We start from the raw sequence: 14,742 nt of genomic DNA, 5'->3' as shown, positions 1-14,742 counted from the left end.
GCAGAGAGGCGAGATTATGAAGAAGTTTTTATCGCTTGTCAAGTCAGCTTCGTTTCGCTTTCGCGCCACCGCTTTCTTGCTTGCGACCCCTTCAGATCACCCTCTCTTAGCAGCTATCGAAACATCAGAACACCCATTCGGGTTAACCCTAAGTTTTCGGCAACTGCCAAGCCTGAAACTATAACACAACTTTTGCAGATTATGCAACCGGCTCTTGCCTAATTTGCATCCTATCTTGCAACCCCGCCGCTCGCTTACGCTTTGCGTTGGCTCTGGAATCCAGAGGTTGGTTACTGAACCAGGTGGCTTGCGATATTGATCCGGGTAAACCCTGATTCGTCATCACCAGCCAAGCCCAAAACTATAGCACGATTTTTGCAGATTGCGCAACTGGCTTTTGCCTGATTTGCTGCAATCCTTGCAATAACCGCTTGGCTGCCTGCGTAACTACTGCTGGCTGCTTCGCGGCAGGCCGGGGTAGGTTTCCTTGCGGATCGCTTGCCGGGTGGCCTGTTGTGCTTGCTTGGCTTCGCGGTTCAAAAACTGCCTGAACTGCGAAGGAGCGAGACTATAGCACAAGTTTTTGGGCTGTCATGACGGGGAAGCAAAAATCTGAGCCAAGCCTGCGTCTAACGCCCTCTTTCACTCCTCCCCTCTATATAGAGGGCCGCGCATCATCAAAACGCCTTCTATATATAGAGAGAGCCAGAGGAGCCGATGACCATTGACGAACCGCTACACCTCTACCAGCGCAGGTAGTCGGCATGGCGCATGCGCTCAAGTTGGCGTTGAACCGTGCTTTCGTGGATCAGCCACTCGGGCACGCCCATGTCTTTCATGATGTGCGGGTCCATATCAGCGGCGAGATTGCGCAGGCGGGACTGAAGCCGCCATTGGCAAAACGCCGCCCACATCAGGCTAAGCAGCCCAGCCTGGCTCGGCGCGGGCATGGGGTGCTGCTGGGCTGATGCGGCGGCGGCGAAGGAATAGGGAGTAGAAATTTGGGCAGGCATGAGCGCCTCCTTGTGACGTTCGACGTTTTGGTAAGCGTAATCGCCCAAACCAACCCTGAAAATCCAATTGTTTTCCGCCTATTGGTCAGTTACGCTAACCGAACGTTTTTTGCCCTGGATAGCTCACCATGCGCTTGCCCTTGAATACCTTGCCCGCCTTTCGCGCGGTGGCCGAACTGCAGAACTTGCGCGCGGCTGCCGAAAGGCTGCACTTGACGCACAGCGCGGTCAGCCAGCAGATCAAAGGGTTGGAAGAGCAGTTGGGCTTTCCGCTGTTTGAGCGCAGCGGACGTGGCATTGTCTTGAACAGCGCAGGCGCGGCGCTGCTGTGCAGCGTGCAGAGCGCACTGGCGCTGTTGGATGAGGGCGTTATGGCTGCGGCGGCGTCAGCCACGGGCAGTGCGCAGCGGCTGCGGGTGTCGGTGTTGCCCTCGTTCGCGCAGCGTTGGCTGTTGCCTCGCATGGCACGCTGGCGCGCGCGAAATCCGGGGCTTTCGCTAGAGATAGAAACGTCTCAGCAAGTTGTCGATCTGGTACGCGACGGCTTTCATGCCGCCTTGCGATTTGGGCGCGGCCCCTGGGCGGGCGTGGAGTCTGAGCCGCTGTTCGACATGCCCTTGCCATTGATCGCTTTAGCCTCGCCGGAGACCGCGGCCCAGCTTGAAGACGATCGTGCTGAAACGTTGGCTCGCCAGCCGCTCCTGGGCGAGCGGGAAATGTGGCAGCACTGGTTCAACGCGGCGGGGTTGCGCACGCCCGTTACGCCGGTCGCGACGTTCAACGACGCCGGCATGATGCTGCAAGCCGCCGAGCAAGGACTGGGCATTACGCTGGGCCGCGAGCTACTTGCCGCCGACGCACTGTGTGCCGGGCGCCTGGTGCGCGTGTCGCCCATGAGCGTGCACTACGAGCAAGCACAGACTTACCACCTGGTTTACCCGCCGAGCCTGCGGGACTGGGCGCCACTGGTTGCGCTGAAGCAATGGCTGCATGACGAGTTGGAGCTGTCGCGGTGCGCGCTTGTCACGCCTCACCCGCAACAGCCCTCCGACTAACGCGCGCTCAGGCCGCCTTGCGGGCCGAGGGCTTGGCCGGCAGCATGGAATCCGTTTCGTTGAAACGCTGATGCCACGAAAACGCCTCTTCCAGAAGATGCGGCGTTTGCCCGCCACGTTCGCACGCGCGGTCAAAATAATCTTGCAAGGCGGCGCGGTAGGACGGATGCACGCAATGCTGGATGATGGCGCGCGCGCGCTCCCGGGGTGCCAGCCCACGCAGGTCCGCCAGACCGCACTCGGTGACCAACACGTCCACGTCGTGCTCGGTATGGTCCACATGGGACACCATCGGCACCACGCTGGAAATGTCGCCGTTCTTGGCCATGGACTTGGAAACGAAGATTGCCAGATGAGCGTTGCGCGCAAAATCGCCGGAGCCGCCGATGCCGTTCATCATGTGCGTGCCGCCCACATGCGTGGAATTCACGTTGCCGTAGATATCGAATTCCAAAGCCGTATTGATCGCGATGACCCCCAGGCGACGGACGACTTCAGGCGCGTTGCTGATTTCCTGCGGGCGCAGCACGATGCGTTCGCGGTAGTGCTCCATGTTGGCCAGGATCTTGTCGTACACCGGTTTGGACACGGTGATGGACGAGGCCGACGCGAACGCCAGCTTGCCTTGGTCCAGCAATTCGATGGCGCTGTCTTGCAGCACTTCGGAATACATGGTCAGCGCGTCGAAGTCTGACGATTCAAAACCATGCAGCACGGCGTTGGCGATGGTGCCAATGCCTGCCTGCAGCGGCAGCAGCGCATTGGTCAGGCGACCCGCATCCACTTCGCCCCGCAAAAACGTATTGATGTGGCCGGCAATGGCGTTGGTGTCTTCGTCCGGCGGCAAGGCGTTGGACGGGCTGTCGGGTTTGTGCGTGATGACGATCGCGGCAATCTTGTCAGCGTCGACCTGAATGAAGGGCTGGCCGATACGCTGGTCCACCGACATCAGGCCGATGGGCTGGCGCGCCGGGCGCTCGGCCGGCACATAAATGTCGTGCAGCCCTTCGATGGCGGCGGGCACGCCGACGTTCAGCTCGATGATGATCTTGTCGGCCTGTTGCGCGAACGACGCCGAATTGCCTACGGACATCGTGGGCACAATCGCGCCGGTTTCCGTGATGGCGGCGGCTTCGATGATTGCCACGTTGATCGGTCCGATATGGCCGGCCCGCAATTGCTCCACCGTTTCAGACAGGTGCTGATCAATGAAAGCGATCTCGCCCTGGTTGATCTTGCGCCGCAACGTGGTGTCGACCTGGAACGGCATGCGGCGCGCCAGGGCATTCGCCTGGGCCAGCATCTTGTCCGTATCGTGACCCAGCGACGCGCCGGTGATCAGCGTGATCGACAGCGGCTCGCGTTCCGCGCGGCAGGCCAGCGCCGCCGGCACAGACTTACAGTCGCCCGCACGGGTGAACCCGCTCATGCCAACGGTCATGCCGTCCTGAATCAACAATGCCGCCTGGTCGGCGGACGTGATCTTGGCGAGCAGGCCAGGATGGCGAATACGGTCGAGATGCATGGTGTCTCCAGATTTAAAGGCCAACGGCTCGCGGCCGGGCGTGGCGATACCGCACAAGCACCCGGACACCGTCTGACGCGGCGTTTCCCGATATCCCGCCGCAGACGAATTACGCCCGCGCCGGAAGAATTTTCCGCAGTATAGAAACGCGCGCTTGAATCTCGTAATGACTTAAAATCATCCAATCCAGTCGTTTTTTTCATAGTTTGAATTGCCTTCATGCGCATCGCGCCACAGGGAACCCGCCGCCATGGACGTGCGCGCATTGCGGTATTTCGTTGAAACCGTCAGACATGCCAGCTTCACGCAGGCGGCCAAGACGCTGTTCGTGACGCAGTCCACGGTCAGCAAAATGATTCGCCAATTGGAAGATGAGGCCGGAACGCCGCTGCTGATTCGCGACGGCCACACCGCCCGGCCCACCGACACCGGGCGCGTCATGTACCAGCGCGGGCTGCAAGTGCTGGAGACCATGCGCCAACTCAGCGAAGAAATGCGCCAGACGGCCGACTTGCGGCGCGGGGCGCTGGAGGTTGGCATTCCGCCCATGATCAACCTGCTGTTCACGCCGGTGGTGAAGCGCTTTCGCGAACTGCATCCCGGTATTCATCTGACGCTGCGCGAGGGCACCGGCCAAGCGGTTGAAGGCCTGGTCGCCAGCGGTGAACTCGAGATAGGCGCCACCATCCTGCCCATTGCGCCCGATGGCGGGTTGGCCGCGCAGCCGTTCGGCAACTACCCCATCTGGGTGATCGGGCCGCCGGACGCGCCGTGGGCCGGCAAGACGTCTCTGCCCTTGAGCGCCCTGCGCGACGCGCGCCTGCTGATTCCCACCGACGACTTCGCCATCACCCGCCGCTTGCGCCAGGCCTTTGCCGACGCGGGCTTTCAACCTGGCATCGCCGCCCAAAGCGCGCACTGGGACTTTCTGGTCGCGATGGCGTCCGCTGGGTTGGGCGTGGCGCTGCTGCCCGAACCCCTGATGCAGCGCATGAAGACGCGCGGCTTAAGCACCGCCAAGCTGGCGAAGTCGGGGATGCAATGGGAGGTGGGGCATATCTGGCTGCAATCGGGCTACCTGTCGTACGCCGCGCGGGCATGGCTGGACGTCTGCGATGCAGTACTGGGCAAACCGAAAAAAGCCGTGGCGCGGGGTGCGCCATCACGGCCGAGTTGATTCCAAACGTAGGGCTCGTAAAGAGGGATTGCGCGGGGCAAGCCACGCAAAGCACCACCGCACCGCTGAAACTGATCCGCCCCTGTTTATAGCCCTGACGGCGGTCTGCTTGCCGGCTATCAAGAGCGGTCGATATACCGGGGACACAGCACTATTTTTGTTGCAACGGGCAAAGCAAGGCCTTGGTATGCTGCCGCCTCGACGCGAGTATCTCGCCCCCGGAAAATGACCTACACCGCCCCCCTCCTGCTCTTCTGCAAGCGCCGTTCGCGCATGCCAGCTTTCGCGGCGCTGATCGCGGCAATGCTGCTGACTTTCTGCCTGATGCCCGCCTTTGCGGCGCCACCTCAGAACCCGGCGGAATTCGAAACGCAGTTGGCCGCTGCCCGCAAGCAGATCGACGACATGCGCAAGCGTGTCGCCGACGAAACCGATGACGCCACACTGGTCAAGCAACGTGGCGACGCGCTCGACATCCAGTCCAAGGCCGACGCGGTCAGCGAGGCGTTGACCCCGCAATTGGCCAGTGTGACCGCCCGCTTAAGCGAACTGGGTGCGGCGCCGGAAGGCGCCAAGGAAGCGCCCGACGTGGCGGCCCAGCGCGCGCAGTTGGAAAAAAACAGCCGTGCGCTGGATGCGCAGATCAAGCTGGCCCGGCTGCTGTCGGTGGACGCGGGCCAGACTGCCGAACAGATTTCGGCACAGCGGCGCACGCAATTTCAGGCGCGCCTGGGCGAACGCCGCGATTCATTCCTGTCGGGCCAGTTCTGGACCGAATTCCAGGAAGAGTTTCCGCGCGACCTCCAGCGCCTGGAAGCCTTGGGCGATGACCTGGCGACCGCCGTCGGCCAAACGCCGAAGTGGGGCTGGTTGTTGCTGGCGGGCGCCGCCGCGCTGACCATCGCGCTGCGCATCTGGATCGGCCGGTTGATCCTTCGTCTGACCGCCACCCGCGTGCCGCCCGGCCGGCTGCGCCGCTCGTTCCTGGCCGTGGCGCAAGTGATGTTGTCGGTGGCGACGCCCGGCATCATCGCCTTGCTGATCCACACCGGCCTGGATTGGGATTCGCAACTGTCCGACAACACCGTGTCGTTGCTGGCAACCCTGGTGGCCACCGTCTGTTTCGGCGGCTTCGTCTCGGGCCTTGGCAATGCGCTGCTGTCCCGGCGGCGCCCCTCGTGGCGCTTACCGCCCATCAGCAATGCGGCGGCCACACGCTTGCAATGGCTGCCGAATCTGCTGGGCACGCTGGTGGTGATGATTTGGCTGGCTGAACGCCTGCCTGTGTTGCTCAATGCCAGCCTGACCACGACGATCACGCTGACCGGCATCGTTGCCGCGTTGATCATGGCGGCCATGAGCGCCGTGCTGGTGATTGGCCGTCGCCTGCGGCAGAAGCTGATCCAGGAAACCGAGGCGCCCGCGCCCTTCTGGATTTCGCTGCTGTTGGGCATCCTCTGGGCGGTGCTGGTCTTGAGCCTGGCCTGCTTGCTGGCGGGCTATGTCGCGTTCGGCGCCTTCCTGGTCAAGCAGGCGTTGTGGGTGCTGATCGTGCTGGCCTCCGCCTACCTGGTGGCGATACTGATCGAAGATGGATTCAGCACGCTGTTGGGCACGACGCACCGCGAAGGAGAACGAGAAGGCGCCAGCCTGCGCGACCAGGCGGCCGTGCTGCTTTCCGGCGTGGGCCGCGTGTTGGTCGCTTTGCTGGCCATCATCTTGCTGCTGGCCCCGTTCGGCGAAGGCCCGATGGACCTGGTGCAGCGCTTTGACCAACTGCACAAGGGCTTGTCGATCGGCGAAGCGCAGATCCGCCCCGGCGCGGTGCTGCAAGCGCTGTTGGTGTTGGCCTTGTCGCTGCTCAGCGTCAAATTGCTCAAGCGCTGGTTGTCGAACCGTTATCTGCCCACCACGGAACTGGATCCGGGCATGCAGCTATCCGCCGCCACCTTGTTTGGCTATGCGGGCTTTGTGATTGCTTTTGCGCTGTCGTTGTCAGCCGCCGGTATCGGCCTGGAGCGCGTGGCGTGGATCGCCAGCGCCCTATCGGTGGGTATCGGTTTCGGCTTGCAAGCCGTGGTGCAGAACTTCGTGTCGGGCCTGATCCTGCTGGCCGAACGGCCGGTGAAAGTGGGCGATTGGGTATCCTTGGGCGGCGTCGAAGGCGACATCCTGCGCATCAACGTGCGCGCCACCGAAATCCAGATGGGCGACCGGTCTACCGTGATCGTGCCGAACTCGGAATTCGTGACAAAGACCGTGCGCAACGTGACGCACTCGAACCCGCTGGGGCTGGTGCAGATCAAGCTGCCGATGCCGCTCTCGACCGACGCCGAAGCGGTGCGAGAACTGATCCTGCAAGCCTTCACCGACCATGAGGACGTGCTGGAGACCCCCGCCCCCAACGTGTTTTTGGACGGCATTGAAAACGGGCATCTGATTTTCAACGCCAGGGGCTACGTCTCGTCGCCGCGCGCCGCCTACGGGGTACGCAGCGCCCTGCTGTTCACTGTCCTGAAGCGCTTGCATGACGCCGGGCTGGAAGTGTCTTCGCCGCCCACGATGTTGCTGTCGTCGCCCTCGCCGTTCAGCACCGAGCAGGAGACCAAGGGAGTGGCGCCGCCGCCCACGGCGTAGGCGCCGCCCCCCGTCTCTTCAACCGGGCGAATACAGGGCGGCGAACTGCTGGCGTTCAAGCCGCGGGTTGCGCAAGGGCGGCGACGCCAGCGCGGTGGTCTGCGCGGTTTGCACCGGATACGGTTGCATTGCGGCCACGGTTGCCAGTGGCGGTGCCTGCACCCGGCTCTGCATCGGCACGGCTGGCGCGGTGGCTGCCGTCGAGGTCGGCGCGGCTTGCGCCACGGCCGTGGTATCGAAGCGATGGTCCGCCGTCGTCAAGGCAGGATTGGTGCACAGGCCTTGCGCCACCAGCGCGGCCTTGGTGCGATCGTCCGTCTGGCACAGGATGTCGATGGCCGCCGTTTCCAGGCGTCGCGAACGGTCGGCATCCTTGGTGGAGGCCGCTGCCTGCATGGTGCGTTCGAAATTGCGCCGCAAACTGCACTTCTGGTCTTCGATCGGCACCGCCACGTTCATGCCGAAGCCAATGACCGAGCCGCCGCCGCCAGCGGACACCATGCAGCTATCCGACGAAAACGACCCGTAGAAGCTCTGGCCGCCCACCGGGGGCACCGTCTTCACCGAACTGGAGCCGTTGTTGCTTGAGTTGAACGTAATGCCCTGGTTGTTGCCGGCGTTGGTTGACCCCGACGTTGCAGAGGTAGTGGAACTTGAATTGCTGGTCTGCGCGAAGGCCGAGCCGGCCACAAGCGACAGCGTGATTGCAAACACGATTTTCTTCATGATGTCCCCTCGAGCGGACGGCCGAAGCCGTCCGGATAATTGGGTCAGCGATTGAAGCCGCCAACGTGGCCCATCGATCCGACCCCACCAATCGCCCCAAACGCGCCGATGTTGGCGGCCTTGAAGGTGCCTGCGGCCGACGCCACGGTTTCCGTCTGCCCGAACGTGGCGCCGCCGTTGGCGATGCTGTCGCCGACCATGATCGGCGCGTTGCCCGACACGCTGCCGTAGGTTTCGCTGGTGGCGTACTGGCGCGTACTGGTCACCACCGTCGTGCCCTCATGGTTGAACGACCCGCCCACTTGCGCGACGCCACCCGTTTCGCCGAACGACGTCTGGCTGGAAGAGCCATAGCCGTTGACTTGGGTGGCCACCACCGAACTGCCGTTCGAGATGGATGAGGCCGTGCCGTTGATCGTGCCGGCATGGCCGGTGATCGACACGGACGAGATGTTCGGCCCACTGGCATAAGCCGATGCGGCAAACAATGACAGGGCTGCGACTGCTGCGAGCTTTTTCATTTGAGCTCCTCCTGACCCGCTTCATGCGGATACACAGGTGCCGGTGGCCGACCGGCGCGGACCGCTACGTCCTGCCATGCGCCTGGCAACAAGGCTGGGCGTGGGACTTTCGTATTGGTACGGAATGATTGCTCCGTCCTAGGCATGTCGATATCGGCTAAACGGTCGATCGCGTCTTTGTGGACGAGCGCAACGCATGAAACGAAGCGCAAAAATGACGAGCAGCGCCGCATCAAACCATGCATATGGCCGATGAAAGGCGCAGTCGATGTCGACGCGCGCGGACGCGGGTTCAACTCTAAGGATGGCAAAAGGCGCGAGCGGCTCAGGCAAGGCGCCTAGCGCGCACGCCCGGGTGGCCAGGCGCTGATGGCCTTTAGGATTACTGAGAAGTTTGCGAATGTCGCATGACGTGGATTAACTACGCCCGGACTCACTACGCGCGCATCGACAGGCACGTATCGACAGGCACGTATTGACTACACGCGGAGGAACTGCGCCTGGATGAACAGCCCCGCCTCGCGGCGGGCCAATGCAAGATCAACCCCCACCAACAGCAGCAGGAAACCGCACTCCGCCAAGACTGGATCGGCCAGCACGTGGTAGCTGGCCAGCAGCGACATGCCCAGCGCGCCTGCCAGCCACGCCGGCCACACGGGCGGCAACCCAGGCCCGGCTGCCGGCGTCACGCGGCCAACGCACAGCCATGCCATCAGCGGCAGGCACAGCATCGACAAAGGAATGTAGATGGCAATCGCGGAGAGCACCACGGCCACACTGAACTGGGTGTGCAGCACCAGGGCCATCAGCGCAATGGCGCCGATCGCCACATACCAAAGCAGGCGAAGGGCAACAAGGCGAGTCAGGACGGCGGCTCGGGAATTCATCGGTCAGGCTGATATAAGAAATTTCCGCCATACTACTCCGGCCGGCCAGGACCCACCTGGCCCCAATTCATTGGAGACCCCGTCATGATCCAGGAAATTGCCAGCATCCATGTGCGTGAAGGACAGGAAGCGCTGTTCGAGGCAGGCGTCGCGGAAGCCAAGCCCCTGTTCCTGCGTGCCCGTGGCTGCCACGGGATGGAACTGCACCGCAGCATCGAACAACCGCAGCGCTACACCCTGGTTGTCACCTGGGAAACGGTTGAAAACCACATGGTGGATTTCCGCGAATCGCCTGACTTTCAAGAGTGGCGCAAGCTGGTCGGGGGGTTCTTCGTCGAGCCGCCCCTGGTGCATCACGAACAGCAAGTGATCTGAGGCCTACGCCGGCGCGGCTTGCCCCAAGGCCAGGCGCGCATTGGCGGCCAGCGCCACGGCGACCGTGGTGCGCACATCGGCCAGCGCCCGGTGCGTGGGGTTCGAAGCGCCCACGTGACGGGCCAGGATATCCAGCTTGTGCGACGGCAATTCCGGCCAGGCGCGCCGCGCCAGCGCCAGGGTGCAATGCGTGGGATTCAGAAACGGCAAGCCCGTCCGATCCGCCGCCGCCCCCAGAAAGCGCCGGTCGAACGACGCGTTGTGAAAGAACACCGGCAAGTCTTCGACAAACGCCAGGAAAGACGAAAACGCCTGCATCACCGGCACCCCGTGTCGGTCGACTTCGGCCTGCGTGATGCCGGTCAGCCGGGTAATGAAGGACGGCACGGGCGAAGCCGTGCGCACCACCTGCGTGTACTCGCGCGCCAAGGTGCCACACGTTTCGACGCGGACCGCCGCGAATTCCAGGATCTCGCACGTGGCGGTAGACAGCCCCGTGGTTTCCAAGTCAGCCACGATGAAGGGACCACGCAGCGCCTGCAAGGCCGACGTCAACGCCGCCGACGCCTGGGTGGGCTTGCCTGCCGTGCGTGAGGTCGCAGTGCCCGTGCGCGGGCGTCGGTTATAGAAGGTCACGGCGTCACTGCCCCGCGCGCAAGGGCGCGAAGCGCGGCGAGCCGTCGGCCAACTGACCGAAGAACAGCGACGCGGGGCGCACCCACAGGCCACGCTCGTGCGGCCACAGATGTTCGTACACCACCATCGACTCTTCGGTTTCAGAGTGGCGGGCCGTGCCCACATACAGGTAAAGGCCGCCTTTGTAGTGGCGGTGCGAGGCAAGAGCCAGGGCTTCGGATTCAGTCATGGACGGTGGCCGCAAAAATAATCGGCCTGGGCGGGTAAGGGTCCGGCCCAGGCCTGGGATTCAAACAGAACCGTCTTTATAGCGCACTCGCGTGGGGCTCAGCGCGGCACGCTCAACACCGCATGCTCAGTACCGCACGCTCAATACCGCACGTATTCCAAAACCGGCGGCGGAGGCAACGGGGTATTGGCCGCCTGCCTGGCGCGCACCGAGGCCGTTACCGGCTTGACCACGGGATGCTGGCGGGCTTGGCGCGCCTCCAGCGCATCGGCCGCTGCCTGGGTGGCCCGCAACGTCTGTTCGGCTTCGGCGGTCATCTTGGTGATGTCTTCCGTCACGCCGCCCAGCTTGGCCGACTGGGCAAGCGACACATTCACCACTTCCGCCATGATCTCGGTAACCCGGCGCGACGACGCCACGATGTCTTCCATCGTGGCGCCCGCCGATTGAACCTGGCCCGCCCCGCTTTCAATCTGCTCGACCGACGTGGTGATGAGGCCTTTGATTTCCTTGGCGGCCGCGGCGCTGCTTTGCGCCAGGCTGCGCACCTCGGCCGCGACCACGGCAAACCCCTTGCCGTGCGCGCCGGCCCGCGCCGCTTCCACGGCGGCATTCAACGCCAGGATGTTGGTTTGAAAGGCGACGCCGTCCATCACGCCGATGATCTCGGAAATACGGCGCGAGCTTTCGGTGATGGCGCTCATGGTGCGCACCACGCCCTGCACGGTCTTGCCGCCCTGCTCGGCAATCTGGCTTGCGTCCAGCGCCAGGGCATTGGCCTGGCTCGCGCGCTCGGCGTTTTCCGTCAGGCCCTGCACCGCCACCCTCAGCGTCTGCGCGGCGGTAAAGCGCGTGGTGATGTCGGTGGCGAATTTCACCACTTTGAACGGGCGGCCCTCGGCGTCGAAGATTGGGTTATAGCTGGCTTCGATCCACACCTGGCGGCCATTCTTGCCGATACGCAGATATTGCCCGGTGTCGTATTCGCCGGCACGCAGCTTGCGCCAGAATTCCTTATAGGCCGCGCCGCGCGCCTCTTCCGGGCGCACAAACATGCTGTGGTGGCGGCCTTCCACTTCCGAGGCTTGATAGCCCACGGTTTTCAAAAACAGCTCATTGGCGCGGATGATGGTGCCGTCGAGTTCAAATTCGATAATCGCCTGCACTTTGGATATCGCCGCCAATTGCCCTTCGGTGTCGGCCTGTCGATGTTGCTGGTCGGTAATGTCGGTGGCGTACTTCACCACCTTCAGCGGTTGCCCGCGCTTATCGAAGATGGGGTTGTAGGAGGCTTGCAGCCAGACATCGCTGCCGTCTTTGCGAACACGGCGATAACGTCCGGCGTCGTAGGCGCCCTGCCCCAGCTTGTGCCAAAACGCCGCGTATTCCGCGGATTCGCGCTCAGTCGGGTCGATGAACATGGCGTGATGCTGGCCCAGCACTTCGTCCAGGGAATATCCCATGGTGTTCAGAAAATTTTGATTTGCCATCAGCACATGGCCCTGGAGATCGAATTCGATCACGGCCTGCGCCTTGTGAATGGCGGATATCTGACCGTATAGGTCCGCCTTTTGCATACCGCGATTTCCACGGAACAACCGGCTGAATGTAGTCCATTGCATAGTGGCGTCTCCTGCCAGGGATGGGACAAAGTTGCTGACAATGACCAAAAGGTTTTTCAAAGCAGAACTGACTGGCGCGTCCCAACCCAAGCCAAGCAATGCAAGCCGCGCCGCATGCACTACCCCGTTTGTCCGTCGCCCCAACGGCGCCGAAACCTACAAAGAAGATAAACCCTGCAGAATGTATCCAGTCGAAAATATTAATCCTATAAATGTACGTTTCTCAACCTATTGACACGTGCTCCGTGAAAAAAACTTGAAAACCAGGACACAAAAGTCATTTATAGGGAGTAGTTCTCTCCGTATAAACCCGGTATCACCTGAGGTGCAATCGGGTTACCGCAAAGTCACGTTTAGACCCCGTCGCATTAATCAAAAGGGCCAGCTCCGATACCGGAACTGGCCCTAATTATTAATACCAAACAGGCGCTGCTTAGTTCATGGCGCATCCAGTTCGCGATACTGGCGGAATATGCATTCGCCGAATGGCAGCCGCCTTCCGCTGGAAAAATAGGGCTGCAACGCCGGCAACACCGCGACCCGCGCATGCAATGCCATGACATTCGGATAATGCGCCGCCACCGTGCCCATGCGCTTCGGAAATGCGTACAGCAGCCCGTCCACCAAATGGAAAAGCGAAAGGTCAACGTAGGTCCAGCCGTCTCCCCCCGCGAGCCACGCGGACGGCCCGGCGAGCACGCGCTCGAAATAGGCCAGGAATTTTGGAATGCGCTCTTCCCGGAAGCCCCGGGCGCGCCGTGCCGCTTCCTCTTTCTGGTCTTCGTAGTAATCGTTTGCCGAAATGGGGTGATGGGTGTCGTGCGCCTCGGTCACCATATCGGCAATGGTCAATTGCAACTGGTTCACCCACAACCGACCTTCCAGGGAATCCGGCGCCAAGCCGTGCTTTTCCCCCAGGAATAGCAGGATATTGGCGGTTTGCCCCAGCGTGACCTTGCCGGCCACCAGATACGGCGGCGCGAACGGGGGATGCGCACGCGGGGCGCGCATGTCTTCGATCAGGGCCTCGTCCGAGGCGTCCGGTTCGCGCACCCGCTCGCGGTACGGAATGCCGCCTGCTTCAAGCGCCAGGCGCACGAATTCGCCGCGTCCGGGAATGCTTTCCCAATACCAAAGGTCATAGGTCATGCCGTCTCCTTGCGTCAGGGCGAGGGTCAGGCGGGAAAATCGTCGGCGCCGCCCTCTTGGCCCACGGCCAGCAAGCCGCGAGCCTGTTGATACTGCCGTGGGGACAAACCAAAGTGCGCGCGGAAGTCACGCGAGAAGTGCGCGCCATCCGCAAAGCCGCAGTCCAACGCAATCTGCGTGATGCTGCAAGGATTATTCAGCAACAACCAGCTTCCGTATTCCAGGCGCAGTTGCCGCTGAAACGCCATGGGAGACTTGCCCGTGGCCAACCGGAACGCCCGCTCCAACTGCCGGCGCCCCACCCCGACATAGCGCGCAATGGCGTCGAGCGGTGGCGGGTTGTCGATGCGTTGTTCGATAAAGTGCGCGGCCTGCCGCACCCGCAGGTCTTGAATGCCGGACAGATCGGTGCGGAAATGCGCTTGCGGCACACGCCCCGGGCGCACGCCTTGCAACATCATGTGCCGCATGGCCTGCTGGGCCTTGTCGCGCCCGCAATGCCTGGCCACCAGGTACAAGGCCAGGTCGATGGCCGCCGTGGACCCCGCGCAGGAAATCAGGTCGCCTTCGTCCACGAACAAGCGGTCCACCACGGCGCGCGTCTGCGGAAAGCGTTCGCGGAAGGCGTCCAGCACATTCCAATGCACGCAGACGGTGCGCGGGCCCACCACCCCGGCCTGCGCCAAGGCGAAGGTGCCCGTGCAAATGCCCAGCAAGCGCACGCGCCGCGCCGCCGCCAGCCGCAGCCAGTCGCGCAGGGGTTCCGGCATACGGCCGTTGTGATAGTCGTTGCCGCCGCACACCGCCACGTAGTCGAATTCGGCGGGGTCCGCGGGCAGGCCGTCGGCCACATCTATGGTCAGCCCGGCGCTTGCGCAGCGCGGTTTGCCATCCCAGCTCATGACACGCCAAGACGTATGGATCTGCCGGCTGCGCCCGCCGTGGTCGCCCGCCAGGCGCAACACATCCACCAGACCGGCGAAGGCGGCCAGCGTGAACTGGTCCATCAGCACAATGCCGACGTTCAGTGCGGGTTTCTCCCGAGGCAGGGCGTCGGCATCCTCGTCATAGGAGGACGACGCAGCGGGCGGGAAGACGACGGTGTTCATGACGCAATTATTCAAGTTTTTGTCCCGCGCCTTCAAGCTCGTTTTCCCGCGGATCACCCAAGATGCATCCATGGCGATGTC

The 14,742-nt window shown here is 62.7% G+C and carries 15 protein-coding genes; 5 read left to right on the top strand and 10 right to left on the bottom strand.

Features of this window, described 5'->3' with window-relative positions; translation table 11 throughout:
- A partial coding sequence (locus tag ACE04A_RS01330) for a hypothetical protein (protein ID WP_485819803.1) occupies positions 1-184 on the top strand: 184 nt, incomplete at its 5' end.
- A 559-nt stretch (positions 185-743) separates the two neighbouring features.
- Here ACE04A_RS01330 and ACE04A_RS01325 read toward each other — a convergent pair.
- Entirely contained in the window at positions 744-1,013 is a 270-nt protein-coding gene (locus tag ACE04A_RS01325; protein WP_448717828.1) for an isoleucyl-tRNA synthetase, read from the bottom strand.
- Positions 1,014-1,141: 128 nt separating this feature from the next.
- Between ACE04A_RS01325 and ACE04A_RS01320 the strand changes: the two genes are divergently transcribed.
- Entirely contained in the window at positions 1,142-2,068 is a 927-nt protein-coding gene (locus tag ACE04A_RS01320; RefSeq protein ID WP_448717827.1) for a LysR substrate-binding domain-containing protein, read from the top strand.
- 7 nt (positions 2,069-2,075) lie between these two features.
- Here the strand turns inward: ACE04A_RS01320 and scpC are convergent, their stop codons facing one another.
- Positions 2,076-3,593 carry a succinyl-CoA:acetate CoA-transferase ScpC gene (scpC, locus tag ACE04A_RS01315; RefSeq protein ID WP_448717825.1) on the bottom strand — a complete coding sequence of 506 codons (1,518 nt, stop codon included), beginning with the start codon at positions 3,591-3,593 and terminating at the stop codon, positions 2,076-2,078.
- A 250-nt stretch (positions 3,594-3,843) separates the two neighbouring features.
- On the opposite strand from scpC, the gene ACE04A_RS01310 reads away from it, so the two are divergent.
- Positions 3,844-4,770 carry a LysR family transcriptional regulator gene (locus ACE04A_RS01310; protein WP_279997233.1) on the top strand — a complete coding sequence of 309 codons (927 nt, stop codon included), beginning with the start codon at positions 3,844-3,846 and terminating at the stop codon, positions 4,768-4,770.
- Between the two features lie 225 nt (positions 4,771-4,995).
- Entirely contained in the window at positions 4,996-7,407 is a 2,412-nt protein-coding gene (locus ACE04A_RS01305; protein ID WP_485819802.1) for a DUF3772 domain-containing protein, read from the top strand.
- 18 nt (positions 7,408-7,425) lie between these two features.
- On the opposite strand, the gene ACE04A_RS01300 is transcribed toward ACE04A_RS01305, so the two are convergent.
- The 3 genes from ACE04A_RS01300 to ACE04A_RS01290 form a co-directional block, all read right to left on the bottom strand.
- Positions 7,426-8,133, bottom strand: coding sequence for a hypothetical protein (locus ACE04A_RS01300; RefSeq protein WP_485819801.1), 708 nt, complete (start codon positions 8,131-8,133; stop codon positions 7,426-7,428).
- A 44-nt stretch (positions 8,134-8,177) separates the two neighbouring features.
- Entirely contained in the window at positions 8,178-8,654 is a 477-nt protein-coding gene (locus ACE04A_RS01295) for a hypothetical protein (protein WP_100855019.1), read from the bottom strand.
- Positions 8,655-9,133: 479 nt separating this feature from the next.
- The gene (locus ACE04A_RS01290) at positions 9,134-9,541 is read right to left on the bottom strand and encodes a hypothetical protein (RefSeq protein WP_448717824.1); all 408 of its coding nucleotides are present in this window, start codon (positions 9,539-9,541) and stop codon (positions 9,134-9,136) included.
- Between the two features lie 84 nt (positions 9,542-9,625).
- Here ACE04A_RS01290 and ACE04A_RS01285 point away from each other — a divergent pair, with 84 nt between their 5' ends.
- Entirely contained in the window at positions 9,626-9,916 is a 291-nt protein-coding gene (locus tag ACE04A_RS01285) for an antibiotic biosynthesis monooxygenase family protein (protein ID WP_448717823.1), read from the top strand.
- A gap of 3 nt (positions 9,917-9,919) precedes the next feature.
- Here ACE04A_RS01285 and ACE04A_RS01280 read toward each other — a convergent pair whose 3' ends face one another.
- The 5 genes from ACE04A_RS01280 to ACE04A_RS01260 all read right to left on the bottom strand — a co-directional run bounded on the left by ACE04A_RS01280 (position 9,920) and on the right by ACE04A_RS01260 (position 14,661).
- A complete protein-coding gene (locus tag ACE04A_RS01280) occupies positions 9,920-10,552 on the bottom strand; it encodes a 3'-5' exonuclease (RefSeq protein ID WP_100855016.1) in 633 nt (210 codons plus the stop codon).
- A 4-nt stretch (positions 10,553-10,556) separates the two neighbouring features.
- Positions 10,557-10,781: a DUF1653 domain-containing protein gene (locus ACE04A_RS01275; protein ID WP_391435994.1), complete on the bottom strand. Its 225-nt coding sequence runs from the start codon at positions 10,779-10,781 to the stop codon at positions 10,557-10,559.
- 140 nt (positions 10,782-10,921) lie between these two features.
- On the bottom strand, positions 10,922-12,403 hold the full coding sequence (locus ACE04A_RS01270; protein ID WP_259249298.1) for a methyl-accepting chemotaxis protein: 1,482 nt from the start codon (positions 12,401-12,403) through the stop codon (positions 10,922-10,924).
- A 438-nt stretch (positions 12,404-12,841) separates the two neighbouring features.
- Entirely contained in the window at positions 12,842-13,552 is a 711-nt protein-coding gene (locus ACE04A_RS01265; protein WP_448717820.1) for a glutathione S-transferase, read from the bottom strand.
- A 26-nt stretch (positions 13,553-13,578) separates the two neighbouring features.
- Positions 13,579-14,661 carry a GlxA family transcriptional regulator gene (locus ACE04A_RS01260; RefSeq protein ID WP_448717818.1) on the bottom strand — a complete coding sequence of 361 codons (1,083 nt, stop codon included), beginning with the start codon at positions 14,659-14,661 and terminating at the stop codon, positions 13,579-13,581.
- Positions 14,662-14,742 lie beyond the last annotated feature (81 nt).

It is taken from the genome of Achromobacter colocynthidis (assembly GCF_057334535.1).
Note: the sequence above shows the minus strand (reverse complement) of the source record. Positions and strands in the feature narration are given on the sequence as shown.

Excerpts from the sequence above, each read along its gene's own strand:
- ACE04A_RS01325 (WP_448717828.1), bottom strand. The coding sequence starts at position 1,013 with ATGCCTGCCCAAATTTCTACTCCCTATTCCTTCGCCGCCGCCGCATCA.
- ACE04A_RS01320 (WP_448717827.1), top strand. The coding sequence starts at position 1,142 with ATGCGCTTGCCCTTGAATACCTTGCCCGCCTTTCGCGCGGTGGCCGAA.
- scpC (WP_448717825.1), bottom strand. The coding sequence starts at position 3,593 with ATGCATCTCGACCGTATTCGCCATCCTGGCCTGCTCGCCAAGATCACG.
- ACE04A_RS01310 (WP_279997233.1), top strand. The coding sequence starts at position 3,844 with ATGGACGTGCGCGCATTGCGGTATTTCGTTGAAACCGTCAGACATGCC.
- ACE04A_RS01305 (WP_485819802.1), top strand. The coding sequence starts at position 4,996 with ATGACCTACACCGCCCCCCTCCTGCTCTTCTGCAAGCGCCGTTCGCGC.
- ACE04A_RS01300 (WP_485819801.1), bottom strand. The coding sequence starts at position 8,133 with ATGAAGAAAATCGTGTTTGCAATCACGCTGTCGCTTGTGGCCGGCTCG.
- ACE04A_RS01295 (WP_100855019.1), bottom strand. The coding sequence starts at position 8,654 with ATGAAAAAGCTCGCAGCAGTCGCAGCCCTGTCATTGTTTGCCGCATCG.
- ACE04A_RS01290 (WP_448717824.1), bottom strand. The coding sequence starts at position 9,541 with ATGAATTCCCGAGCCGCCGTCCTGACTCGCCTTGTTGCCCTTCGCCTG.
- ACE04A_RS01285 (WP_448717823.1), top strand. The coding sequence starts at position 9,626 with ATGATCCAGGAAATTGCCAGCATCCATGTGCGTGAAGGACAGGAAGCG.
- ACE04A_RS01275 (WP_391435994.1), bottom strand. The coding sequence starts at position 10,781 with ATGACTGAATCCGAAGCCCTGGCTCTTGCCTCGCACCGCCACTACAAA.
- ACE04A_RS01270 (WP_259249298.1), bottom strand. The coding sequence starts at position 12,403 with ATGCAATGGACTACATTCAGCCGGTTGTTCCGTGGAAATCGCGGTATG.
- ACE04A_RS01265 (WP_448717820.1), bottom strand. The coding sequence starts at position 13,552 with ATGACCTATGACCTTTGGTATTGGGAAAGCATTCCCGGACGCGGCGAA.
- ACE04A_RS01260 (WP_448717818.1), bottom strand. The coding sequence starts at position 14,661 with ATGAACACCGTCGTCTTCCCGCCCGCTGCGTCGTCCTCCTATGACGAG.